The organism is Rhizobiaceae bacterium, from assembly GCA_023953845.1.
GTDB lineage: Bacteria > Pseudomonadota > Alphaproteobacteria > Rhizobiales > Rhizobiaceae > Arvimicrobium.
The window spans coordinates 23,209-47,407 of the sequence record JAMLJC010000002.1 but is presented as its reverse complement, the minus strand read 5'-3'; the positions used below and the strand labels follow the sequence as shown (position 1 = coordinate 47,407).

General features: G+C 62.0%; 17 protein-coding genes. 4 read left to right on the top strand and 13 right to left on the bottom strand.

The window, feature by feature from the left end:
- Position 1 precedes the first annotated feature (1 nt).
- From M9955_22395 to M9955_22375, 5 genes are all read right to left on the bottom strand, one after another.
- On the bottom strand, positions 2-1,120 hold the full coding sequence (locus M9955_22395; protein MCO5084394.1) for a branched-chain amino acid ABC transporter substrate-binding protein: 1,119 nt from the start codon (positions 1,118-1,120) through the stop codon (positions 2-4).
- A 491-nt stretch (positions 1,121-1,611) separates the two neighbouring features.
- On the bottom strand, positions 1,612-2,451 hold the full coding sequence (locus M9955_22390) for an AraC family transcriptional regulator (protein MCO5084393.1): 840 nt from the start codon (positions 2,449-2,451) through the stop codon (positions 1,612-1,614).
- Positions 2,452-2,588: 137 nt separating this feature from the next.
- On the bottom strand, positions 2,589-3,788 hold the full coding sequence (locus M9955_22385) for an alpha-hydroxy-acid oxidizing protein (protein ID MCO5084392.1): 1,200 nt from the start codon (positions 3,786-3,788) through the stop codon (positions 2,589-2,591).
- 6 nt (positions 3,789-3,794) lie between these two features.
- On the bottom strand, positions 3,795-4,211 hold the full coding sequence (locus M9955_22380; GenBank protein MCO5084391.1) for a RidA family protein: 417 nt from the start codon (positions 4,209-4,211) through the stop codon (positions 3,795-3,797).
- A gap of 378 nt (positions 4,212-4,589) precedes the next feature.
- Complete coding sequence (locus M9955_22375) at positions 4,590-5,186, bottom strand: TetR/AcrR family transcriptional regulator (GenBank protein ID MCO5084390.1); 597 nt, start codon at positions 5,184-5,186, stop codon at positions 4,590-4,592.
- A gap of 161 nt (positions 5,187-5,347) precedes the next feature.
- On the opposite strand from M9955_22375, the gene M9955_22370 reads away from it, so the two are divergent.
- Genes M9955_22370 through M9955_22355 form a run of 4 tightly spaced genes read left to right on the top strand, consistent with a single transcriptional unit; the run spans position 5,348 to position 10,642 of the window.
- The gene (locus M9955_22370; GenBank protein ID MCO5084389.1) at positions 5,348-6,955 is read left to right on the top strand and encodes a methylcrotonoyl-CoA carboxylase; all 1,608 of its coding nucleotides are present in this window, start codon (positions 5,348-5,350) and stop codon (positions 6,953-6,955) included.
- A 5-nt stretch (positions 6,956-6,960) separates the two neighbouring features.
- The gene (locus M9955_22365; protein MCO5084388.1) at positions 6,961-7,752 is read left to right on the top strand and encodes an enoyl-CoA hydratase-related protein; all 792 of its coding nucleotides are present in this window, start codon (positions 6,961-6,963) and stop codon (positions 7,750-7,752) included.
- Complete coding sequence (locus tag M9955_22360; protein ID MCO5084387.1) at positions 7,752-9,749, top strand: acetyl-CoA carboxylase biotin carboxylase subunit; 1,998 nt, start codon at positions 7,752-7,754, stop codon at positions 9,747-9,749. The genes M9955_22365 and M9955_22360 overlap by 1 nt, the downstream gene beginning before the upstream one ends.
- Positions 9,746-10,642 carry a hydroxymethylglutaryl-CoA lyase gene (locus tag M9955_22355; protein ID MCO5084386.1) on the top strand — a complete coding sequence of 299 codons (897 nt, stop codon included), beginning with the start codon at positions 9,746-9,748 and terminating at the stop codon, positions 10,640-10,642. Before M9955_22360 ends, M9955_22355 begins: the two co-directional genes overlap by 4 nt.
- Before the next feature lie 11 nt (positions 10,643-10,653).
- On the opposite strand, the gene M9955_22350 is transcribed toward M9955_22355, so the two are convergent.
- From M9955_22350 to dctP, 8 genes are all read right to left on the bottom strand, one after another.
- Entirely contained in the window at positions 10,654-12,033 is a 1,380-nt protein-coding gene (locus tag M9955_22350; protein ID MCO5084385.1) for an MmgE/PrpD family protein, read from the bottom strand.
- A 15-nt stretch (positions 12,034-12,048) separates the two neighbouring features.
- Positions 12,049-14,133, bottom strand: a complete 2,085-nt coding sequence (locus M9955_22345) for an acetate--CoA ligase family protein (GenBank protein MCO5084384.1) — start codon at positions 14,131-14,133, stop codon at positions 12,049-12,051.
- 115 nt (positions 14,134-14,248) lie between these two features.
- Positions 14,249-15,883, bottom strand: coding sequence for a TRAP transporter large permease subunit (locus M9955_22340; GenBank protein ID MCO5084383.1), 1,635 nt, complete (start codon positions 15,881-15,883; stop codon positions 14,249-14,251).
- Positions 15,880-16,464, bottom strand: a complete 585-nt coding sequence (locus M9955_22335) for a TRAP transporter small permease subunit (GenBank protein ID MCO5084382.1) — start codon at positions 16,462-16,464, stop codon at positions 15,880-15,882. The genes M9955_22340 and M9955_22335 overlap by 4 nt, the downstream gene beginning before the upstream one ends.
- A gap of 94 nt (positions 16,465-16,558) precedes the next feature.
- Positions 16,559-20,113, bottom strand: coding sequence for an indolepyruvate ferredoxin oxidoreductase family protein (locus M9955_22330; protein MCO5084381.1), 3,555 nt, complete (start codon positions 20,111-20,113; stop codon positions 16,559-16,561).
- A gap of 69 nt (positions 20,114-20,182) precedes the next feature.
- A complete protein-coding gene (locus M9955_22325; protein MCO5084380.1) occupies positions 20,183-21,082 on the bottom strand; it encodes a 2-hydroxyacid dehydrogenase in 900 nt (299 codons plus the stop codon).
- Positions 21,083-21,148: 66 nt separating this feature from the next.
- Entirely contained in the window at positions 21,149-22,861 is a 1,713-nt protein-coding gene (locus tag M9955_22320; GenBank protein MCO5084379.1) for a dihydroxy-acid dehydratase, read from the bottom strand.
- 65 nt (positions 22,862-22,926) lie between these two features.
- Positions 22,927-23,847, bottom strand: coding sequence for a TRAP transporter substrate-binding protein DctP (dctP, locus tag M9955_22315; protein MCO5084378.1), 921 nt, complete (start codon positions 23,845-23,847; stop codon positions 22,927-22,929).
- Positions 23,848-24,199 lie beyond the last annotated feature (352 nt).

Here is a 24,199-nt window from a genome sequence, read left to right as displayed (position 1 = left end):
GTCACCGTTCGACGTAGGTGACGGTTCCGTCGCTCTGCTTTTGCCAGACATAGACAACATACTCCGGGCGGGTGATATCACCCTTCGCATCGAAACCTATGTCGCCGATTGGGGTGCTCCACGGACCGTTCCGCTTAATCGTTTCAGCGATCTTCATGCTGTCATCCGAAGAACCGACCTTGTTGGCGGCCGCAGCGATAATCTGGAGCGCAGCATAGGAATACAGCGTGTACGCCTCCGGTTCGAACCCTTTCGCACGGAACTTTTCGACCAGATCCCGGGCTGCCGGATTCTTACGCGGGTCAGGGGCGAAGGTCATGAGCGTGCCTTCGATGCTGTCTCCGGCAATCGCAGCGAATTCGTTCGACACCAGGCCATCACCGCCCATGAGTGTCGCATCTAGTCCCTGATCGCCCATCTGCCGGATCAATAGCCCGGCTTCTGTATGCAGCCCACCCCAATAAACAATCGTGGTGCCGGCGGCCTTCAACTTCGCGATAAGAGCCGAGAAGTCCTTTTCACCAAGATTGATCCCTTCATACAGAACTTCTGTAACACCTCCGGCATTCAGCGCCTTCTTTGTCTCGTCGGCCAGGCCTTGGCCATAGGGCGACTTATCGTGGATGATTGCCACTTTCGCCCCTTTGAGATTGGCCACGATATATTCGCCGGCGATCTTTCCCTGCTGGTCGTCGCGACCGCAGATCCGGAACGTGTTCCAAAGCCCACGCTCCGTGTAAGCAGGATTTGTCGTTGCAGGGGAAATCTGCAGGATGCCGTTTTCCGCATAGATTTCCGACGCGGGTATCGATATCCCCGAATTAATGTGCCCAATGACGAAATTCGCGCGGTCGGCGACAAACTTATTGGCAACCGACACGCCCTGTTTCGGGTCACCGAAATCATCACCGACCAATATCCTGATCTGCTCGCCATTGATGCCGCCAGCGGCATTGATATCAGCCGCCGCCTGCTCGACCCCCGTTTGCAGCTGAGCTCCAAAGGCCGCAAGCGGACCAGTGATTGGCCCTCCTACCGCAACGAGAACATCAGCGTTGGCATCGCTGCCGAAGGCGAGCAACCCAGACATCGCTACGGCGCAAAATATTGACCTTTTCATTGACGTCCCCAATTTTTCTGTGAGCTTTCAAGTAATAAATACTCGACCACGCCGACCGTCTTGAACGCTTGTGCCATTTTCGGTTTGAACCGCATGCCTGCGATATCGGCGACCAGCCCCAGGACTCATTGATTAGAGCGGGAGGAAGATGGCCACCGCGGTGCGGATTGCCGCGAAGTAGGCGCGCGTGCTTCCGTGATAACGGCTTGCGATGCGCCTCCGGCCCCGCATTATAAGAGGTTCCCACCTCTACGGTGGAGCGCCTGATCCTGGCCGCAGGGCATCTGCGGCCAGGGCTTGGCGGAACGCAGGCTCAATGGCGTGGCTTCGCGCTTCCCGCGGAACTGGGCGCTTTCATAGCCCCCATCGCCGATGGCATGCGAGGCTTATACGGCATACAGCCCGGAGTTCCGTCCGCCCTTTGTCTGCCGGCGAGGCATCGCAACTCATGACTCCGGAAAATGGGGACAGACAACTCGCATCAGTCAAACTCACCCATACGGTCTGGCTATGTCGCGAACCAGCTTGCCCGGCGTCGTGCCGTAGACCTTTTTGAACTCACGGGTGAAATGGGCCTGGTCGGCAAATCCCATGACTAAGGCAGTGTCGGCAAGGCCCGCGCCCCTCTGTATCTGACTAAGCCCCCTGGCCAGCCGGATCTGTCGGATGTAGTCGCTCGGCGGCAATCCTGTAGCCCGGCGAAATCGGCGCGTGAAATGGGATCGGCTTTGGTTGACCAATTTGCTCAGTTCGGACACGGAAATTTCCTCCTGAAGCAGTTTCTCTATCAGATCACGAGCCTGACCCACGCATCCTTGGCTGGCGCGAGCTTTGTCACGCGACAGAAGCAAGCCGGCATTGCGGATGATCAGTTGCATCAACTCCTGCTCGGCCGACACCAGAGATTTAGCGCCCCTCGGTCCTCCAATTAAACTTGCAAGGATATCGCCGATCTTTTTGCCAACAGGTCCGGAGACGAGCGGGGCTGCAAACTTCAGCGGCATGTCTGAATGGAGACGGCGCGCGACCTCATCCATAAATTGCTTGGGAGGGTAACATACGTCATATTCGAACCAGCTGTCGTGCGAGCACGACATGATCTCATACGGGTTGATCAGCAGGGCGGTGTACGGCATCCAGAACAGATCATTGCCGCCAATACTGATGGTCGCCGGGCCGCGCTTCAGAAAAGCCACCGTATATGTTTCATGAATGTGAGGCGAGCATTTCGTCATGAGCGAGCTGCCGCTCAGAATTCGGTAGACACCCGTATCCTCGTACCAGCAAGCACGAACTTCGCCGTGTAGCAGCATGGAAGAGGCGGGTATCATCGTTGCCTTTACCCTATCCGGAAAGACTTGTCAGCGATCTCATTTCCGGGCTTCGGTTTTTTCGAAGCGATCTTGCGACCATCGCAATGTACTCGCTGCCATCCCTGGGAAGAGCCCATTGCGTCGTACCATTTGCATTACGCATCGACTTCGCGAGTTTGTCGCGGGTATTGCCGGAACCTATCGTGAAAGCGGTCCCAGATTGTTGCGTGGTCGATTTGATCCAAACTCGCGCAACCCATCAATGCCATTGCCCGGTCAAGTTCGTCGCAGAGAATCCTAAGCGCGCGCACCACGCCTGGCTCGCCTCCCGCGGCGGCGCCGAACAGGGTGGCTCGGCCAAGAAATACAGCCTTCGCGCCCAATGCAAGTGCCTTGACGACGTCCGTACCTCGGCGAAAGCCGCCATCGCAGAATACAGTGGCTCTTTGACCGACGGCGTCGACTATGTAGGGTAGCGCCTCGAGCGTGGGCACGGCGTGATCAAGTTGCCGCCCCCCTTGGTTGGAGACCACGATACCGTCAACGCCTCGCTCGATCGCCAGACGAGCGTCGATGGCCGAGACCAGGCCTTTGATGATCAATGGTCCCTGCCACTGGCTCCGAACCCATGCGATATCCGTCCAACTTATGGAGGGATCGAACTGCTCCTGCATCTGCATGATCAGCGACTGAGCGTTGTTCGATCTCAGTCCCGCAAAGTTCTCGGGCTTTGGCACGCCGTGTGCTAGAAAATCGAACAGCCACCTCGGTCGGCGCAGGACGTCAATGACATTTGCCACCGTAGGACGCAGTGGAATCGTCATGCGATTGCGAAAATCCCGCTCTCTTTGACCGAGCACAGGGCAGTCCACTGACACGACCAGCGCCGTGTATCCCGCCTTTTTTGCCCTCTCGATCAGGCTTCGAGTAAATTCCCGATCCTTGAAGATATAGAGTTGAAACCAGCGCGTCGCACCCGCGGCATCGCGGGCAAGATCCTCAATCGAGATGCTGGCCGCCGTGCTGAGCGTCATGGGGATACCGACGTTCTGGGCTCCGCGTGCTAGAGCTACTTCCGCCCGTCCCCTTGTCAGGGCCGCGAGGCCCGTCGGCGAAATTATGAAGGGCGCGGCGATACGCTCGCCGAAAATCTCCACGGAAAGGTCTCGGGTCGTCACGCTGACTGGATGGCGCGCGATGAGGCGCCATCGATCGAACTGGCTCCTGTTTTCCCGCAGGCTGACTTCGTCCTCCGCGCCGCCGTCCACGAAGTCGAAAAGCGCTTTCGGCATCCTTCGTTTGGCCAGTGTTCGCAAGTCGTCAATGTTGATGGCGTCTGCAAGCGATCGGGACATGATGGCTTAGACGGTTTGATGCGAACTGTTCGACGATGAAGCCGAGGCATGATGCTGAGAGCTTGAAAAGCGCGGCGATTCGACCGCGACGGAAGAGGCATGCGGCATGGCCGCGACTGCGGCAATCTCCACGCGATAGGGTGGGAATATCGCGGCCTGGACTGTCGCACGGGCAGGAGCCGGCGCGCCGTTCAGCCATTCGGTCCAAACGGTGTTCATTTCAGCCCAATCCGCTATGTCGGACAGCCAGACATTCACAGACAGCAAGCACGTTCGGTCACTTTGGACCGCAGCAAGCCGCTCGTCCAGTTGCTGGAGAATATCGGCCGTCTGAAGTTGGATCGAGGCTTCCGCCAGGACGGGCCGTGCAACCATGCCGGCCACCCATACAGTTCCACCATATGCGACGGTTTCGCTCAACATGGGGCTTGATCCGGTTCGAACGATGGCCATCTTGAAAGTTCTCACAGTGTTCTCGCCGAAGCTAGCATGAGGCCCGACAGTGTCTTGAACGGGTGTGCTGTGGCGAGAAGTGTCGCCCGGATGTATGCGCATCGCCGATCGTTCTGAAGCGATCCACCGGAATATGCAGGTCTGGCATAGTGTTCGCCCTTCGAATGCGTGACAGCGGCGGCAGCCCTGCGGGTTTCGATCGACTATCTGATGCGGTCGATTGGGGGGCGTCTTTTAGATAGGCCAGCGTCCTTGTTGTGAACCGCGCAGCCTAGAAGGGACTTGCCCCGAGGCTGGAGAGGCCGCCAGTTTTCTGCTGTCCGTCGTTGCCGCGCAGCGACGACGGCGCTATGCGACGCTGCTGAGGCCTGTCGTCACGAGCTTGGAGTAACAGGCGACCAATTCGTCTTTCGATAGCCGCCCTCCCTCCTGATACCAGGCGGTGAGCCCAGTCAGCATGGCGAGGATGGCAAAGGTGGCGACCCGCGCATCCGGCACGGAAAACACCCCTTCCCCGACGCCGTCGAGCAGGATCTGGCGCAGGATGTCCTCATAACGCTTGCGCATCGCCACGACCGTCTTCCGGTCGTCCGGTGCAAGGCTGCGCATCTCCATATTGGCAATGAAGACCTCCGTCGGCTTTGAGGAATGATAGCGCACATGGAATTCTATGAAGGCATCGAGACGTTCCAGAGCACTGTCGCCGACCGGCGCCGCCTCAGCCCATTGGTCGAGGAGTTCCTCCATATGGGCGGTGATGATCGTCATGAGGAGTTCGCTTTTGCTTGGGTAGTAGCGGTACAGCGAGCTTGCCTGGATGCCGACCTGCTTCGCGATTCCGCGCAGGGTGACGGCCTCAAACCCCTTGACAGCGATCAGATGGATCGCAGCGTCGCGTATTGCGGCTTCCGTCCGCGCTCCATCGGAACCAACGGGTCGCACCATCAGGTCTTCTCCTAGCGTTCACCGCTTCGTGCATAAGACCTGCATGCTTGACATTCAACGCGCAATAGATAATGAACCGGCCAACCGTTTCATTATCTCCGCAACTTCTTCTGCTGCGAGGATATCGGCGGAACGCGATGCCACCGACGGGAGGAATGGGTATGGCAGTGCTTGCGAACGGGGTGGATCCCCGCCTCCCCGTCTTCTCTTCGAACGCGGCGTCAATGCGCACGCTCGTCGAGGATTTCCATTCGCGACTCGAAGGAATCGGCCGCGGCGGCAGCGAGGAGGCCCGGACCAAGCACGTATCGCGCGGCAAGTTGCTCGCCCGCGACCGCATCGACCTCCTCCTCGATCCGGGTTCGCCCTTCCTCGAGGTAGGCGCCATGGCCGCCCTCGGCCTCTACGGCGACGAGGTACCGAGCGCCGGCCTCGTCACAGGCATCGGCCGGGTCAGCGGCCGGGAATGCATGATCGTCGCCAACGACGCGACGGTAAAAGGTGGCTCCTACTATCCGCTGACGGTGAAGAAGCATCTCCGGGCGCAGGATATCGCCATGCAGAACCGGTTACCATGCATCTACATGGTGGATTCCGGGGGCGCATTCCTGCCGTTGCAGGACGAGATCTTTCCCGACGAGCGGAATTTTGGCCGCATCTTCTACAACCAGTCGCAGATGTCGGCGGCCGGCATCCCGCAGATCGCCATCGTTATGGGCTCCTGCACGGCAGGTGGGGCCTACGTGCCGGCGATGTGCGACGAGAGCATCATCGTCCGCAACCAGGGCACGATCTTCCTGGGCGGCCCGCCCCTGGTCAAAGCGGCGACCGGCGAAGTGGTGACCGCGGAGGAATTGGGCGGCGCGGATGTCCACACGCGGCAGTCGGGTGTCGCGGATCATTATGCGACCGACGACGCTCATGCCATCGGCATCGCCCGCCGGGTCGTCGCGGGCGTGAGTCATCTGGAGAAGTCGGCGCGCGGCCTCATTCCAGCGCGCGAGCCCTTGTACCCGGCGGAAGAGCTCTACGGCATCGTTCCCGTGGACCAGCGCAAGCCTTTCGATATCCGTGACATCATCGCCCGCATCGTCGACGCGTCGGAGTTCGACGAGTTCAAGGCGCTCTACGGGACGACGCTGGTGTGTGGTTTCGCCCATATCTGGGGCTATCCGGTCGGGATCGTCGCTAACAACGGCATCCTGTTCAGCGAAAGCGCGCAGAAGGGCGCCCACTTCATCGAGCTGTGCAGCCAGCGGGAGCTTCCCCTGGTCTTTCTGCAGAACATCACCGGCTTCATGGTCGGGAAGAAATACGAGGCCGGCGGCATCGCCAAGGACGGCGCCAAGCTGGTGACGGCCGTCTCCACCACCAATGTGCCGAAATATACGGTTGTTGTCGGGGGGAGCTACGGCGCCGGCAACTACGGCATGTGCGGCAGAGCCTATTCGCCGCGCTTCCTTTGGATGTGGCCCAATGCCCGCATCTCTGTCATGGGCGGAGAGCAGGCTGCCAGTGTGCTGTCACTGCTGCGGCGCGAAGCGATCGAGGCGAAGGGTGGAGTGTGGACCGCCGAGGACGAGGAAGCTTTCCGCGCCCCAATCCGCGACCAGTACGAACGGCAGGGCCACCCCTATTACTCCACGGCGCGGCTCTGGGACGACGGCGTGATCGACCCGGCCGATACGCGGCGGATACTCGCACTGGCGCTCAGTGCCGGTCGCAACGCTCCAATCGAGCCGACAAGGTTCGGCCTGTTCAGGATGTAGCCACCATGGGCCAGTTCCGTATCGACATCGAAAAGGGCGTTGCGCGGGTGACGCTCACCCGTCCGGAGAAGCACAACGCTTTCGACGACCGGCTGATCGCGGATCTTACGGCCTCACTGCGGGAACTTGAGGCCGAACCGGCGGCGCAGATCCTGATCCTGGCCGCGGAAGGGCCAAGCTTCAGTGCCGGAGCGGAGCTCGGATGGATGAAGCGCGCCGCCGCTGCCAGCGAGGATGAGAATCTCGAGGACGCGCGCAAGCTGGCCGAACTGATGCGCACGCTCGACGAATTCCCGAAGCCCACGATAGCGGTCGTGCAGGGGCCTGCCTACGGCGGCGGTGTCGGACTCGTCGCGTGCTGCGACATCGCCATCGCCTCAACCGCGGCGAAGTTCGCGCTGTCCGAAGTCAAGTTCGGCCTGATCCCATCGGCGATAGGCCCCTATGTCGTCGCCGCGATCGGTCCGAGACAGGCACGACGCTATTTCCAGACCGCCGAAATCTTTGGAGCACGTACCGCACAGGCGATCGGCCTCGTTCACGAGGCCGTTGAACCCGACACGCTCGAACGCCGCGTCGCGGAGATCGTCGAGGCGCTCGGGAAAGGAGCGCCGGCCGCCCGTCGCGAGGCCAAGCTGCTCGTAAGCGATATCGGCCACCGGCCGATCGACGCCGCGATGATCGAGATGACGGCGGTACGGATCTCCGCGGTTCGTGCGCGCGAAGAGGCGAAGGAGGGGCTGGATGCCTTCCTCTCGCGACGCCGCGCATCCTGGGATTGCGGAGGCGAAAAGTGATGCCGGCCAAACAGCAACGCCTCGAACGGCGCTTCACGAAGCTTCTGATTGCCAACCGCGGCGAGATCGCCTGCCGCATCATTCGCACGGCGAGACGCATGGGCTTGCACACCGTGGCCGTCTTCTCCGAGGCCGACGCGGATTCGCAGCACGTATCAATGGCTGACGAGGCCGTGCTGATCGGTCCCGCGCCGGCGACGGAAAGCTACTTGAGGATCGATCGGATCATCGAAGTCGCACGGCGCACCGGGGCCGAGGCGATCCATCCCGGCTACGGTTTCCTTTCCGAGAACGAGAGTTTTGCGGTCGCCTGCCACGAGGCGGGCATCATTTTCGTCGGACCGCCCGTGGAGGCGATCCGCGCCATGGCCTCGAAGTCGGCGGCCAAGGTCTTGATGGAAGGATCGGGCGTGCCGCTGGTACCCGGCTATCACGGCGCGGACCAGGACACGGACAAGCTCGCCGCGGAGGCAGAGCGCATCGGCTTCCCGGTGCTCGTCAAGGCCTCCGCCGGCGGTGGGGGCAAGGGCATGCGCCTCGCCGAAGATGCGGCCGGTTTCGCACCGTCCCTCACGGCCGCAAAGCGCGAGGCGAAGGCTGCCTTCGGCGACGACCATGTTCTGATCGAGAAATTCATCGCACGGCCTCGCCACGTCGAGGTGCAGATCTTCGGCGATACGCACGGCAACATCGTGTCCCTGTTCGAGCGGGAGTGCACATTGCAGCGTCGGCATCAGAAGGTGGTGGAGGAAGCGCCGTCCTCGTCGCTGTCGGAAGAGGAGCGCGAGCGCGTCTGCTCGGCGGCGCGCGCCGCCGGCGCGGCTGTCGGCTATACGGGCGCCGGGACGGTCGAGTTCGTCGCCAATGAAGACGGGTTCTACTTCATCGAGATGAACACCCGCCTGCAAGTGGAGCATCCGGTGACGGAGGCGATCACCGGGCTTGATCTGGTGGAGTGGCAGTTGCGCGTCGCCTTCGGTGAGGAATTGCCTCTGGGACAGGACGAGATCGAGCGGTCCGGCCATGCATTCGAGGTCCGAATCTACGCCGAGGATCCGCAGAGCGGCTTCCTCCCTTCGATCGGCAGGATCGAACGGTGGCGCCAGCCGCCGGTCGGCGACGGAATCCGGATCGACAGCGGCTTTCGCGAGGGCGATACGGTCACCCCGTACTACGACCCGATGCTGGCGAAGCTTATCGTCAGCGGCGCCAACCGGCTTCAGGCGCTCGACCGGCTGGAGGACGCGCTCGCCGGCTTCCAGGTCGCGGGCGTCAAAACCAATGTCAGCTTCCTCAAGGCGTTGGCCGCGCATTCGGACGTCCGCGCGGGCAAGATGGATACCGGGTTCATAGAGCGCGAGCTTCCACGACTTCTCGGCCATGGAGAGGCTGGGATCGACGATCGCGACCTGGCCGCGGCCGCGGCCGCCGTACTCGCTGCGGAACGTCGGCGCGTCATGTCGCCCTGGGACATTTCGGACGGCTGGATGATGGTCGGTCGCCGTCGCCGCAAATTCCGCTTCGACGACGCCGAGGTTACGCTGACGTACGAGCGCGCGGGCCTAAGCCTAGAGACGGCTTCGGGAACTCGTCCGTTCCACGTGAATGCGAGACCCGATGGCCGGTTGGATGTCTTCTACGGGGACAGCAAGGAGGTGGTTTCCGAGGTCTGGTTCGGCCGCGAGGTCGATATCTCCAACGCGCGGGGGAGCCGCAGGTTCGGGTTCGCTGACCCCTTCGCCGGCGAAAGCAAGGTCGTTGCGGATGCGGGGCATCTGCGCGCGCCCATGCCGGGCTCGGTCCGCCAGATCCTGGCCGCCCCCGGCGACCGGCTCAAGCGCGGAGAGCCGCTGCTTATCATGGAGGCGATGAAGATGGAGCACACATTGCATGCGCCCGCCGATGGCACGCTGATTGCCCTGCATTGCGGCACGGGAGACTTCGTGCAGGAAGGCGCGGAACTCGTGGAGTTCGAGATCGATGGAAACGTGCTGTGACAGGAGCGGTCAGGATCGTCGAGGTCGGGCCGCGCGACGGACTTCAGAATGAAGCGATTCTGGTCTCGCCGCAGGTCCGCATCGCCTTCGTCGAGAAGTTGCTCGCCGCCGGACTGAAAACGATCGAGGTCGGCAGCTTCGTATCGCCCAAATGGGTGCCGCAGATGGCAGGCACGGACGTCGTGCTGACGACACTCGGCATCCGCGATGGCGTCAATTTCCCTGTCCTCGTGCCGAACGAGAAGGGTTTTGATGCCGCCCTTGCCGCCGGCACGCGCGAGATCGCGATCTTCGCTTCGGCCTCCGAAGCCTTCTCGCGAAAAAACATCAACTGTTCGATCGCCGAATCCATAGACCGTTTCCGTCCGGTCGCGGATCGAGCGCATGCCGCCGGCATAAGGATGCGAGGCTATGTATCCTGCGTCCTCGGCTGCCCCTACCAGGGCCAGGTGCCTCCCCAGGAGGTGGTGAAGGTCGCGGCAGCGCTGGGTGAACTCGGCTGCTACGAGATTTCACTTGGTGACACGATCGGGACAGGGACACCGAACAAGGCCCGCGATCTTGTACGCGCGGTGTCGGGCTTCCTGCCCATCGAGCGCATCGCCGCCCACTTTCACGACACCTACGGCCAAGCGCTCGCCAACCTTTTTGCCGTCGTCGAGGACGGCGTCCGGACGATCGACGCGGCGGCAGGCGGTCTTGGAGGCTGTCCCTACGCAAAGGGCGCAAGCGGCAACGTCGCAACAGAGGCCGTCGTCTATATGCTCGAGGGTCTGGGAATGCGGACCGACGTGAACCTTCCGAAATTGCTGGACGCAGTTGCCTTCATCTCCGACGAACTCGGGCGGCCGGCAGACTCGAATGTCTACAAGGCGAGCCGCCTTTCATCGTGAGCTTTATTCGGTCAAGGAGTGAGATGATCACGCAAAGTCGAGATCAGCGCTTCAACCTGAATATCTGAATCCATCGTTTCAAACTGCTCAAAAAGATCCTTCGGAGTGGTTCCACGGGCATATGCGATGCAGTCTTGAAATTTCTCCAGCCGCTCGGCTCTGCTCATCCAGCGCTCGGGTTTTCCCTTCGCCAGCGGCACTAGGATTTCCTCGACACGGCCGGCATTGGTTTCCACAAGAACGACCGTGGAAAATTCAGGACTTTCGGCGACGCGCTCGTCCACGACCATCGTCGTATTGCCGGCCACAGCCTGTATCGCCTGATCAGTGATCTTCTCCGGACTGAAGGTCGACAGGTCGACCCTGCCTTCCACCAGGGCAGCGGCCACGCAGTACTCCAGGCAGAACTTGCCTTGCAGGGGCGTTCTCGCTACGTGATGGATGAGCGGATTCAGCGCCATGCGCGCGACGCCGATCCGCACCCGCCTCAAGTCTCCGGATGCATTGCCGCGAGGAAAAAGCTGCTGGTTGAGCAGGATCCCGGCTTCGATACCGGGGTGAGTTGCGCCGCAACTCGGATAGGGTTTGAGTGCCAGGCCATAGTCGGTCAGGATTTCGAGCGGTTCGCCCGGCGTCGACAGAAAGCCTGGCTGAGGCTCCCCTTCGCCGCGGAAGGCGGCCAGATAGCCCGCCTTTCCCATGAACGCATCTTCCGCTGCATCATAGCCGGCGCGCGCCAGCAGCGCCGCACGTACGCCCGTCTGCGCGGCCAGGCCGGCGTGAAGGGGTTTGACCATGGTGCCGAAATTGGCGCGAACGCCGCTGGCCCCGGAGGCCGCGATCCCCATGGCGATGCTGATCTTCTCGGCCGGCAGGCAAAGCAGGCGCGCACAGGCGAGAGCGGCTGCGACAGCACCGAAGGTGTTCGTGCTGTGCCAGCCCTTGGCGTAGTGGCCCGTATTCAAGACACGACCGAGCTTTCCGATCAGGTCGAAGCCAACGATGTAGGACGAGACGATGTCGGTCCCGCGGGCATCCGCCAGGGGCGATATCGCCAGCAATGCCGGAACGAGCACTGCGCTTGGATGCGCATAGGCCGGATGATTGGTATCGTCATAGTCGAGAGCATGCGCGGCGGTTCCGTTGCACAGTGCCGCCTCCGGCGCCGCCGTATAGCCAGCGCCGGGCACGAAGGACAAGGTGGCGGCGCGCTTGCCGAACGCCATGATCTCGCGCAGATTTTTCGCGCACGGTTCATCCACGCCGGCCAGCATGCAGCCGATGCAGTCGATGATCGCGTCTATCGCACGGCTGCGGGCAAGCAGAGGAAACGTATGGTCGTCGGCTGATGCAGCGAACGTCGCAAATTCGTCCATGACGGCTTTTGCCATCGCCTCCACCTCTTCTCAGTCCGGCTGACGATGGCGAACCAGAATATCCGCGGCGACGACGCCGTTCCCCGCGGGCAGCGCGAAAAGCGGATTGATTTCGATCTCCGCGATCGTGCCGTCTAGCGACAGCATCAGGTCGCCAAGCCGGACGGACGCTTCTGCCAGAGCCTGGACGTCTGCCGGTGGGCGGCCTCTGAAACCCTTGAGAAGCCTGCCGAGCTTCAGGCGCTCCAGGCAACTCATCACGGCCGCCTCGTCTGTCGGCAGCGGCAGATAGGCGACATCGCCCCACAGTTCGACGCCGGTGCCGCCGGTTCCTACCGCTAGCACCGGTCCAAAATCGGGATCGGCAATCGCCGAGAGCACGACTTCCACACCTCTTACCATCTCCTGGATGAAGAGCGGAGCGTCGGGATTTCCAAGCGTCTTGCGCATTCGGTTCACCGCTTCTTCGACCGCTTCGAAGGAATGCAACCCGACTTCCACGAGGCCGAGTTCGGTCTTGTGTTCAGCGTGTTCGGGCAAGACCTTGACCACCAGCGGAAAGACGAGGCCCGCTACGGCCAGGGGCTCGACGTCGCCGGTGAGCAGGACGGTTCGCGGAACGTCGATTTCCGCTGCCTCGAGCAGGCTGAGCAGGGCTGGCCAGGATGGCGATGCTAACCCCGCCGGCAGGCCCGGCTTAGCTTTTCTCGTCACCGTGGGACAAACTGCTCCGGCGATGCGCCTCGATTCGTAGAGCCATCCCAGTTGACGGATAGCGTCGGCCGGCTCGCGCACAGGCAGGACACCTTTGTCCATGGCGGATCGACGTTCGTGCGCCGGCGGCAGGTCGCCCAGGAAGGACGCCACGACAGGTATCTGAAGCTCCGCGGCCAAGGTCGCCATCCGGTCGAAATTCTCGCTAAAGTCTCCCAGGCCTCGATTGGCGAACTGCACCAGCAGAGCCTCGCAATTCGGATCTTTTGCGACCATAGCCAGCGTATTCCTGAACAGATCTGGGTGGGTTAGCACCTGGCCGGTGAGGTCGGTCGGATTGGCGGCCTGCGAAAAGCTTGGGAGGAGGTCCGCTATGCCTTTCTCCGTAGCAGCATCGAAGGTCGCCAGCGGCACGTTGTGCTTCTCGCAAAGATCGACGGTCAGTGCGCGAGTGCCGCCCGGAATGCTGAAAACGGCCACCCCGGGAGTCGCGCCTGACGCGCAGCGAGGCCGACGCAGGCTTGTCAATATCTCCGAGGCTTCGAGAAGTTCGTTGAACCCTTCGACCTGAATGATGCCGCACTGCCTGAACACGTCACGATAGATCGCCTCGGCCGAGGCGATCTTGCCGGTATGCGAGCTGGCGGCGATCCTGCCCAGCGCCGTGTTGCCGGATTTCAGGGCCACGATCTGCACGCCGAGGCGCCTGGCCTGGTTCGCTGCCTCGACCAGCCTGTGACCCCGCTTCAACCCTTCGAGAAAGAGCGCGATGACTTTGACGTCATCCTGCCGGAGCAACCATTCGATGACATCCACCGCATCGAGACAGGTCTCGTTCCCCACGCTCGCGACATAGGAACAGCCGAATCCGGAATCCTGCACATGCCGGCTGATGGCCCCCGCTATGGCGCCGCTTTGCGAGACTACGGCAAGCGGCGCGTGGTGCAAGTGCTCTCGGTCGGCAGCCGATCCGAACGTCAACACCATGCGGTTGCGCACCGACCAGATGCCTTCGCAATTGGGACCGATGACAGCGACGCGATTCTTGACAGCCGCTGTCGCGAGTTGTCGCGCGAGAGCCGCACCGTCCGTCGCCTCCTCGAACCCGGAGCTCAGCACAATCGCCCCCTGCGTGCCCTTCCGCCCGCAGTCCTCGATCGCTTGAGGAACATGCTCGGCCCCAAGCATGATGAGCGCCGCGTCTGGCGCCTCGGGCAAATCCTGGATGCTTCCGAAGCAGCGCAGGTCGCCGATACGTTCGTACCGCGGATTGATGGGATAAATCGCCCCCTGATAGCCCGTCTTCAAAAGGTTGCGTAGCGGCGCCCCCGTGAGTTTCGCCGGATCGGCCGAGACGCCCACAAGGGCGACCGAGCGGGCGCGGAAAAGGCGATCCAACACATGTGGTTCGGCGGACCAGTTCGTTGTAAGGCCGGAACTCTTCAACATCTGTACTCATAGGGGTTGTCCGCTAAGGACTGGCGGGGCACATTGCACTGGCTTGCCTGGGCGCCTGTCACTTCAGCTCGATTTCGAACTCCGGCAGGTCCGGGACGATCAGTTCAATAGCGCCGGGGTTTGTCGCCTCGCTTTTGTAGTGCATCACCATCTGCGGAAACGAGATGGTCAGCACCACCATGATCAGCTGTATGCAGACAAATGGCACGGCGCCCCAGTAGATCTGGCCGCTCGTTACCGGTGCGATCTGCTTGCCAGTTATCCGATCGAGATAGGGCACCCGTGCCGCCACGGAACGCAGATAAAACAGCGCGAAGCCGAACGGCGGGTGCATGAAGCTCGTCTGCATGTTTATGGCAAGCAATACGCCAAACCAGATGAGGTCGATGCCGAGTCGGTCGGCCGCCGGTGCCAGAAGCGGCACGACGATAAAGGCAAGTTCGAAGAAGTCGAGGAAGAATGCCAGGAAGAAGATCAGCAGGTTCACGGCAATCAGGAAACCCGTCTCGCCGCCCGGCAGCGAGACCAGCAGATGTTCGACCCACAGATGGCCGTTGACGCCATAGAAGGTGAGAGAGAAGACGCGCGCGCCGAGCAGGATGAACATCACGAAGGAAGACAGGCGGGTGGTGGTGGCCAACGCCATCTTGACGACATCGAGGTTGAGCCGGCCCTTGACGGCCGCCATGAAGAGCGCGCCAACGGCACCCATGGCGCCGCCTTCGGTGGGCGTGGCTATGCCCAGATAAATCGTACCGAGCACCAGGAACACCAGCGCGAGCGGCGGGATCATCACAATGACGACCTTCTGCGCCAGGTTCGACATGCTATTGATGCCCATCGACCGGTCGAGCATCGCATAGAAATAGACTAGGAGCACACCTACGGTTGCGCCGAGAATGTCGGCGTTGGCGCCCTGCGTTGGATACAGCAAGGTGTGCGCGAGGTAGCCGGCGACGCCTATGGCGACGAGCGCCACAATCAGGGACGTGAGGCCACCGTTCAGCGTCCGCGCCTCCATGGGGAGCGCCGGAACGTAGCCGGGGCGGAAGATCGACACCAGCAAGATTAAGAGCATATAGAGGCCGGTCAGCACGAGGCCCGGGACCAGGGCGCCCGCATACATGTCGCCGACGGAGCGGCCAAGCTGGTCCGCCAGCACGATCAGCACCAGCGACGGCGGGATGATCTGCGCCAGCGTTCCAGACGCGGCGATGGTTCCGGTCGCGATCCGCCGGTCATAACCATAGCGCAGCATGATGGGGAGCGAGATCAGACCCATGGCGATCACCGACGCTGCGACCACGCCCGTCGTGGCGGCGAGCAGGGCGCCGACGAGGATCACCGCATAGGCGAGGCCGCCGCGGATCGGCCCGAAGAGCTGGCCGACCGTGTCGAGCAGGTCCTCCGCCATGCCGGAACGTTCGAGCACCAGGCCCATGAAGGTGAAGAAGGGGATGGCCAGCAGCGTCTCGTTGGACATCGTGGCCCAGAACCGCTCGGGTAAGGCATAAAGCAGCGGCCAGGAGAGCGTGATCGAACCGTCGGACAGCGGCGCCAGTTCGACGCCAATGACAAAGAAAAGCAGGCCGTTTGCCGCAAGCGAGAATGCGACCGGATAGCCGATGAGCAGGAAAATGATCATCGAAACGAACATGATTGGTGCCATGTTCTGGGCCAGGAACTCGATCACCGCTTGAACTCCTCGACCAGCGCCTTGCCTTCGAGCTCCGCCGCCTGGTGTGCTGTGACGAATGGGTTGGGGTCCTCGATGTCGCCACGGATGACCGCGATCTTCTTGATGATCTCCGACACGCCCTGAATGGTGAGCAGGAAGAAACCGACCAGAAGCAGCAGCTTGGCCGGCCAGATCATTAAGCCTCCGGGGTTTGCGGAAACCTCGCCGCCCCGGAACGAAAGCAGGAAATAAGGCACAAAATAGTAAAGCAGCACCAATGCGAACGGCATCAACAGGAACAGGTGCCCCAGCAGGTCAATCCAATGCTGCGCCCGGCGGGACCAAAGCCCGTACACGATGTCGATCCGGATATGCTCGTTCTGCTTCAGCGTGTAGGCGGCGGCCAGCAGGAAGGCCGCGCCGAACAGATACCATTGGAGCTCGAGCCAGGCATTGGACGACATGTTTAAGGTCTTGCGCATGACCGCGTTGCCGGCGCTGACAAGGACGGAGGCCAGGATCGCCCATCCGATCCATTTGCCTACGAATTCATTGATGGCGTCGATCGTCCGCGACAGCGTCAACAATCCCTTCACGTCGTCTCCTCCCGTCCTCTGTGCCGCGCCACGGTTCAGCCGGCGTCCGCCTCTCGTGGAAAGAGGCGCCGGCGCGCCCGCCCCTAGCCCGCTTTCACGCCACGGCCTGTTTGTGGTTCGCGACCTTGCTGACCAGCGCGTCCTGCTCCTGCCGAACCGACTCGGCGTTGCGCTTCCGCACATGCCCGTAGCCGCGTATCCGATCCGCCAGCTTGAGGTAGCGGACGGCGTCGTCATAGGTCGCTCCAGACAGTCCCTCGGTCAGGATGGCCAGATGGGCTTCGAAACGGTTGGCTTCCTCGACCTGCTCGGCACGGTCCGTGGTCCACCTGAAAGGATCAAGCCACGTCCCCCGTACCCGTCTCGCCGCCGAAAGGGCACGCAACGCCGGGAGCATGATACGTTCCGAATATTCCTTCTTGCGCGCTTCGCCGCTCTTCGGATCTACACCCGCGAAGGCGGGCGGGGCGAGGTTGAACGTCAGCTTGATGTCGCCTTCGAAATCACGGCGTATCTTGTTGAGGAAAGCCGGTTCGGTCAGCAGGCGGGCAACTTCGAACTCGTCCTTGATCGCCAGCGAGCGCACGGCCGCCAGGAACCCGGCTTCCGAAAATGGCCCCATCTCGCCGTTGACGCGCAGGTCTGCCGCGATGATGCGCTCGGCCAGCCGGTTGAAGCGCTTCTCGAACCGGGAGCCGCCATACTTCCTCATATGGTCGCGGTAGCTCTCGAGCTTCGCTTCGGTCGTCGGGGGCGTTCGGTCGATGCGCGGCCCGCCGATCTCCTCCGCGCGGGCGATCACCCCTTCGATGTCCAGGGCGGCGCGCCGTCCCCAGCCGAATGCCGCCTTGCTCTTCTCGATGGCGACGCCATTCAGTTCCATGGCGCGAAGGATCGCCTCCAGTGACAAGGGAAGCTCACCGCGCTGCCACACGTAGCCGAGCATGATCGAGTTGGCGAAGATGGTATCGCCGAGCAACTGAACCGCGAGCCAGCTGGCATCGACCTGCTCGACCCTTTCGCCTCCAAGCATGCGCTTCAGGCGTTCCGCGATTGCGTTGCTATCCGAACGTCCTCCAGCCTGGTCCTTCGCGGCCACGGCCTGCACGACCTCCGGATTGACGAAGGCGCGGGTCACGCCCCGCCTGAGGACGCCGAGGGCGGTGGGCTCGAGCGCAGTGGTCACCTCGCACACGACCAGCGTATCGGCTATCTTGAGCCGTGCACCATGGACCTCGTCCTGCGTCTTCGCGATCTGGATGTGACAGAAGACGGCGCCGCCCTTTTGCGCAAGCCCCGTCATGTCGAGGATCGAGGCGAAGGAGCCGTCGATCTGCGCGGCCATACCGACCAGAGCCCCTATAGTGATCACGCCGGTACCGCCGATGCCCGCGACGAGGATGCGGCGCGGACTATCAAGGGAAGGCAATTGCGGCGCGGGAAGATTGACGTCGTCCGTGTTGACTACGCCGGTCCGTTTTCGCAAACCGCCGCCGGTGACGGTCACGAAGCTGGGGCAGAAGCCCTTGGCGCAGGAATAGTCCTTGTTGCAGCTGCTCTGGTCAATGGCGCGTTTCACGCCGAGATCGGTCTCGACGGGAACGATCGAGATACAGTTGGATTGCACGCTGCAATCGCCGCAGCCTTCACAGACCGACTGATTGATGACCAGTCTTTTTGCCGGATCGGGATATTCGTTGCGTTTGCGGCGGCGCCGCTTCTCGGCCGCGCAGGTCTGGTCGTAGACGATGACCGTGCAGCCTTCGACGTCGCGTATGTCCCTTTGAACCGCGTCGAGGTCATCGCGATGAAATATCTCGATGTCCCGCAGCATGGCGCGGTTGTATTTTTCGGGATCGTCGGAGACCACCACCAGCTTGGCGACGCCCTCCATCAGCAATTCGCCGACGATCTGCTCGACGGTCAATCCGCCTTCGACCGGCTGGCCGCCGGTCATCGCGACGGCATTGTTGTAGAGAATCTTGTAGGTGATGTTGACCTTGGCGCTGATGGCCTGCCGGATGGCCAGCAACCCCGAATGGTAGTACGTGCCGTCGCCGAGGTTGACGAACACGTGTTTGGTGTCCGTGAACGCCGATTGGCCCACCCAGGTGGCTCCCTCGCCGCCCATCTGGGCGAAGGTCGCGGTCTGCTCGGGATAGATCCACATGGCCATGAAATGGCAGCCGATGCCGGCAATAGCGCGGGAACCCTCGGGCACGCGCGTAGAGGTGTTGTGCGGGCAGCCCGAACAGTAAAAGGGCGAGCGGGCGCCCGGCGTGACAATGGCGTTCTTGTTGTCCGAAGCCGAACGGCCCGGGTCGATAGAGAGCGCGACGATCTCGGCCTGTGCGGCCGTGTCGGCCTCATCGCGGCGAAGATAGTTCCGCAGCAAGGCTTCGACTTCTTCGTCGACGCCGAACGCAAGCAACCGGTTCGCAATCGTCCTGGCGATAAGATCTGCACTGAGCTCGAACGTCGGCGGCAGCAGCCAGTCGTCGGCGGAGGTGGACCAGACCGAGCCTTTCGCGGTCTTTCCGATCACGCGCGGGCGGATCGTCTCGTTGAACAGGAGTTCCTTGAGCTGCGTCTCGATGGTCGGGCGCTTCTCCTCCACGACGAGAACTTCATCGAGGCCCGAGGAAAAGCGCAGCATCGCCTGCGGCTCGAGCGGCCAGATCAGGCCGACCTTCATGAGCCGCAACCCGATGCGGGCGGCGACGCGTTCATCGATATTGAGTTGCGACAACGCTTTGCGGACATCCAGATGGGATTTGCCGGTCGTCACGATGCCGAAGCGGGCGTTGGGAGGATCGAGGATCACTTTGTTCAGGTTGTTCGCCCGGGCATAGGCCTGAACCGCGAACATGCGGTGACGCATGAGCCGGTCTTCCTGCATCAGTACGGGATCGGGCCAGCGGATGTGCAGGCCGCCCGAGGGTGGCTCATAGTCGTCCGGCGTTGCGATGGAAAACGTGTCGAAATCGAAATTGACGGACGCGGAACCGTCGACGGTCTCGGCGAGCACAGCCATCGCCGACCACACGCCGGAATACCTGGACATGGCTATACCGTGCAGTCCAAACTCGAGATAGTCCTGCAACGTCGCCGGGTTCAGCGTCGGGATCATTGCGGCGCTAAACACCAGTTCGCTCTGGCAGGCGAGAGAGGCCGAACGCGCCGCATGGTCGTCGCCGCTCAACGCGAGCACCCCGCCCAGCGGGCTGGTCCCGCTCGCGTTGGCGTGATGCAGGGCATCACCGGAACGGTCGATGCCCATCTTTTTGGCGTAGTAGATGCCGAAAACGCCATCGACCTTGGCGCCGGAATGGAGGTTTACCTGCTGCGACCCCCAGACCGCCGTCGCGGCGAGTTCCTCGTTCACGCCTGGTACGAACTGGATATTGCGCGCGGCCAGATGCTTGCCGGCACGCCAGAGCTGTTGATCATATCCGCTGAGAGGAGATCCCCGATAACCGCTGATGAAGCCGCCCGTGTTGAGGCCGTTGCGAACATCCAGCGCCCTCTGCAGCAAAGGGATCTTTACCAGCACCTGACTGCCCGTCATGTACCAGCTTCCGGTATCCTGCGCGTATTTGTCCTCCAACGTCACGGAGGAGAGTGCGAGGTTGCGTAGCGGGACGTTCATCTGAAACTCCAAGCCTCAGCAAGCGTTCGATCTATTGCATGCAATATTGTATGCAGCAAGATGCGCTTTTCATGTTGTGACGGGTGTTAGCGCCGCCCCATGGGTAAACCAGTTCGACAAATTGCGAACCAGCAGATCGCCCATCGCCTGGCGCGCCCGGTGCGTGCTCGACCCCACATGAGGAAGGAGCACTGCGCGCTCGCAGTCCAGCAGATCTGCCGGAACGGCCCGCTCCTCCTCGTACACGTCGAGGCCCGCCGCCAGTATTTCGCCCGTCTTCAGGGCGCTGATCAGCGCCGGCTGGTCGACCACGGATCCCCGACCGACATTGATGAATATTCCGTCCGGTCCGAGCGCCTTCAGGACAGCGGCGTCAACCATCCGGGACGTCGACGAACCGCCCGGAAGCGCGCAGACGAGTACGTCGCTCCATTGGGCAAGCGCGCGGATCGTGGAGAAGAATGGATAGGGAACGGCCTGCTGCCTGCTCCGGCCGCAATAAGAGACCTCGTCGACGAAAGGCGCCAACCGCCGTGCGATCGCACTGCCGATTCGGCCCAGCCCGGCGATTCCGACTTTTCTACCGCGCAAGGTCGGCGTCAGCGGATACTGCGCCTGCCGCCATTGCCCCGACCTCAGAAAACGCTCCGCCTGGGGTATCTGCCGCACCGTGGCGATCATGAGGCCGAGCGCCAGATCCGCGACATCCTCATCGAGGAGGCCGGGCGTGTTGGTCACGACCAGCCCGCACCTTGAGGTGGCGCCCAGATCGATATGGTCGTATCCTGCTCCAAAGGTGGAAATGATCTCCAAATCCGGAAAGCGCGCCAGGAGAGAATCGTCGACCCGCGTTTCGATGCACAAGGAAAGCGCCCGTACACCCGGCCAATGAGTGTCGCCGAGAGGACGCCGCCGTTCATCCTCCCAAAAACGGATGAGAGCGAACCGATCGGCGAGCCCGTTCTCCACGGTCGTATCGAATGGCGCCGTCATTAGGACATTTATGTCCTTCAGTTGCTGGTTCACGATCGTCATCTAATGGGATTCACGCGGCACGCCGCTGCCGCTCCCCCCGACCAGATAGTCAAAATCGGCGCCGGTGGACGCGCTGGTGACATGCTGGAGGTAGTGTTTGACAAAGCCGCGTTCCTCAGGAGCGGGGGATCGCCAGCGGCGTCTGCGGCGGTCCAACTCGTCATAGGGAACGTCCAGCGAGAGGCGACGCCTGGTGACGTCCAGTTCGATCATGTCTCCGTCCTCTACCAGGGCAAGCGTGCCACCGGTGGCGGCCTCCGGGGACACATGCAGAATGACGGTGCCGCTGGCCGACCCGCTCATCCTGGCGTCGGAAATGCGGACCATGTCGGTAACGCCGGCGGCGAGCAGTTTCCTGGGCAGCGGAAGGTTCGCGATCTCCGGCATGCCGGGATAGCCGCGAGGGCCGGCATTCTTCACCACGAGCACATGGTCGGGCGTGACGTCGACTGTATCGAGCCTGGTGCGATAGGCCTCGATCGTCTCGAAGGTGATCGCGGGCCCTTTATGCTTCAGCAGGCGACGCGTCGCCGACACCGGCTTGATGATCGCGCCCTCGCTGCACAGATTGCCTCGAAGAACCGCAATGCCCGCCCTCTTCTTGATCGGACGGTCCAGAGGCCGGATCACCGTCTGATCGGCATGGACTACTTTCTCCAGCCGATCTCCGACCGTTTCGCCGGTGACTGTCGGCCGATCCCTGTGCAGCATCGCCTCCATCGCCTTGAGGACGACGGGCATGCCGCCGGCATAGTAGAATTCCTCCATCAGCCGCCGCCCCGCCGGCATCAGATCGACGATACAGGGAACGTCGCTTCCGTGGGTGTCCCAATCGTCGAGCGTGCAATCGACGCCGAGCCGTCCGGCAATCGCTTGCATGTGGATCACGGCATTGGTGGATCCGCCGATCGCCGCGTTGGCGCGGATTGCGTCGATCATGGCCTCGCGCGTGACGATCTGCGATAGCCGCACATCGCGCTTGACGAGGTCGACGACGGCATTCCCCGTCTGATGCGCACAGGCGGCGCGCCGCGAATCCACCGCCGGAATAGCCGCCGCGCCGGGCAGGGTCAGGCCCAGCGTTTCCACCAGGCACGCCATCGTCGATGCGGTCCCCATAATGTTGCAGTGCCCGGCGGACCGGAACGTCGAGGTCACCGACTCTTCGAATTCCCGCTGCGAGATTTCTCCGGCGCTCAATTTTTCGCGATACTCGAAAAGGCTGGTTCCGCAGCCGAGGTTACGCCCGTCGAACTTCCCGTTCAGCATTGGGCCGCCGGGAAAAACGAGGGTGGGAAGGTCGCAGCTCGCCGCACCCATGAGCAATGCCGGCGTGGTCTTGTCACAACCGGTCATCAGGACGACGCCGTCGATCGGGTTGGCGCGCAGCGTTTCCTCAACCTGCATGCTCACGAGATTGCGGTACAGGAAGCTTGATGGCCGCAGAAACTGCTCACCGAGCGGCATCGTCGCAAACTCCAGCGGCAGCCCACCCGCTTCGAAGACGCCTCTCTTGATATGCTCGACCAAATGCCTGAAGTGCGAATTGCAGGGAACCAGGTCGGACCCGCTGTTGCAGATCCCGATAATTGGCCGACCATCAAGCAAATGCGGTGGGGTGCCGCCCTGCTCAAGGAACGCCCTTCGGGCTACGCGAAAGAAGTAGTCACCCTGAAGCCAATCCGCGCTCCGGGCATCGATTTTCTTGGGCACGTTCGTTTCCTGGTGTTGTGATCCGCCACGTTAGGAGGCGGACCGACACTGGGTGAAATCAGAACCTACTTCTGCCGCAGGAAACTCTGGGTAGTGAGATCCGTCGGCGTCTCTGCAATACTGAACCATCGGGCGATGCTTGTCCGGTATTCACGCCATGGGCCGTATATCCTTCCGAAATTCTCGTTCGACGCGGCGATCTCGGCCATCAGGTTTTCAGACGCCTCAAACAATGCTTTCAGGACAGGACTGGGAAAGGCCTTGAATTGCGCGCCCGCGGCCACGACGCGTTCAAGCGCCGCCGCGTTGCCGACGTCATAGCCGGCGATCATCCTGCGCTCGCCCTCCGCCGCCGCCGCTTGCAGCGCCGCCTGATAGGTCTTCGGCAGCGACTCCCAGGCTTGGCGATTGATGAAGAGTCCAGTAGCGGCAGTCGGCTCCTGCCAACCTGGATAGTAGTAATAGGGCGCAACCTTGGCCAAGCCGGCAGCCTCGTCGTCCATCGGCCCTGACAACTCCGCAGCGTCGATGGTGCCGCGTTCCAGTGACGGGTAGATGTCCGACACGGCTGTTTGCTGCGGCACCGCGCCAAGACGTTGAAGCACCTGCCCGGCAATGCCGGAAATTCTGATCCGAAGCCCCTGGAAGTCTTCGGGTTGCGTTATCTCCTTGCGGTACCATCCCGCCATCTGCGCGCAGGTATGCCCGAAGGGAATGTGGTGCACATTGTAAGTATCATAGAACGCGTTCAGCAGTTCCAGACCGCCCGCCTCATGCACCCACGCATTGTGCTGACGTACATTGAGCCCGAAAGGAAGTGCGGAGCCTATTGCGAATGTCGGATCCTTGCCGACGAAGAAGAATGACGGGCTGTATGCCGCCTCTACCGTGCCGGCCTGCGCGGCATCCAGCGACTGAAACGCGCCGACGATCTCTCCCGGCGCGAAAAGCTGAATCCGGAACTGCCCGTCGGTGATTTCCGCCACCCGCGACACAAATGTGTCGGCGCCGGCAAATGGCGCCTTCAGTGTCCTCGGAAAGGCGGCGACAAGCCGCCAACTCACGGCAGGAGCGCCCTGCGCGATCGCAGGCGCGGCAAGACCCGCCGTCGCCGCCAATCCGATCGAAGTCAGAGCCGCGCGGCGCGTTACTTGGTCTCTCCCAATCTTCACAGATTATCCTCCCACTTATTTGTCCCGCCGCAGTTGTGCGCGATACACACATCAGCTCCTCGCCGGCAGGACTCTCAGGTTGAACCGGCTTTCACGATTGCACTAATGTTTGACGAAATCAACACCATCATCAATTCATATGAGGTATTTTATTGCCTGATCCAGC

Excerpts from the sequence above, each read along its gene's own strand:
- M9955_22395 (MCO5084394.1), bottom strand. The coding sequence starts at position 1,120 with ATGAAAAGGTCAATATTTTGCGCCGTAGCGATGTCTGGGTTGCTCGCC.
- M9955_22390 (MCO5084393.1), bottom strand. The coding sequence starts at position 2,451 with ATGATACCCGCCTCTTCCATGCTGCTACACGGCGAAGTTCGTGCTTGC.
- M9955_22385 (MCO5084392.1), bottom strand. The coding sequence starts at position 3,788 with ATGTCCCGATCGCTTGCAGACGCCATCAACATTGACGACTTGCGAACA.
- M9955_22380 (MCO5084391.1), bottom strand. The coding sequence starts at position 4,211 with ATGTTGAGCGAAACCGTCGCATATGGTGGAACTGTATGGGTGGCCGGC.
- M9955_22375 (MCO5084390.1), bottom strand. The coding sequence starts at position 5,186 with ATGGTGCGACCCGTTGGTTCCGATGGAGCGCGGACGGAAGCCGCAATA.
- M9955_22370 (MCO5084389.1), top strand. The coding sequence starts at position 5,348 with ATGGCAGTGCTTGCGAACGGGGTGGATCCCCGCCTCCCCGTCTTCTCT.
- M9955_22365 (MCO5084388.1), top strand. The coding sequence starts at position 6,961 with ATGGGCCAGTTCCGTATCGACATCGAAAAGGGCGTTGCGCGGGTGACG.
- M9955_22360 (MCO5084387.1), top strand. The coding sequence starts at position 7,752 with ATGCCGGCCAAACAGCAACGCCTCGAACGGCGCTTCACGAAGCTTCTG.
- M9955_22350 (MCO5084385.1), bottom strand. The coding sequence starts at position 12,033 with ATGGCAAAAGCCGTCATGGACGAATTTGCGACGTTCGCTGCATCAGCC.
- M9955_22330 (MCO5084381.1), bottom strand. The coding sequence starts at position 20,113 with ATGAACGTCCCGCTACGCAACCTCGCACTCTCCTCCGTGACGTTGGAG.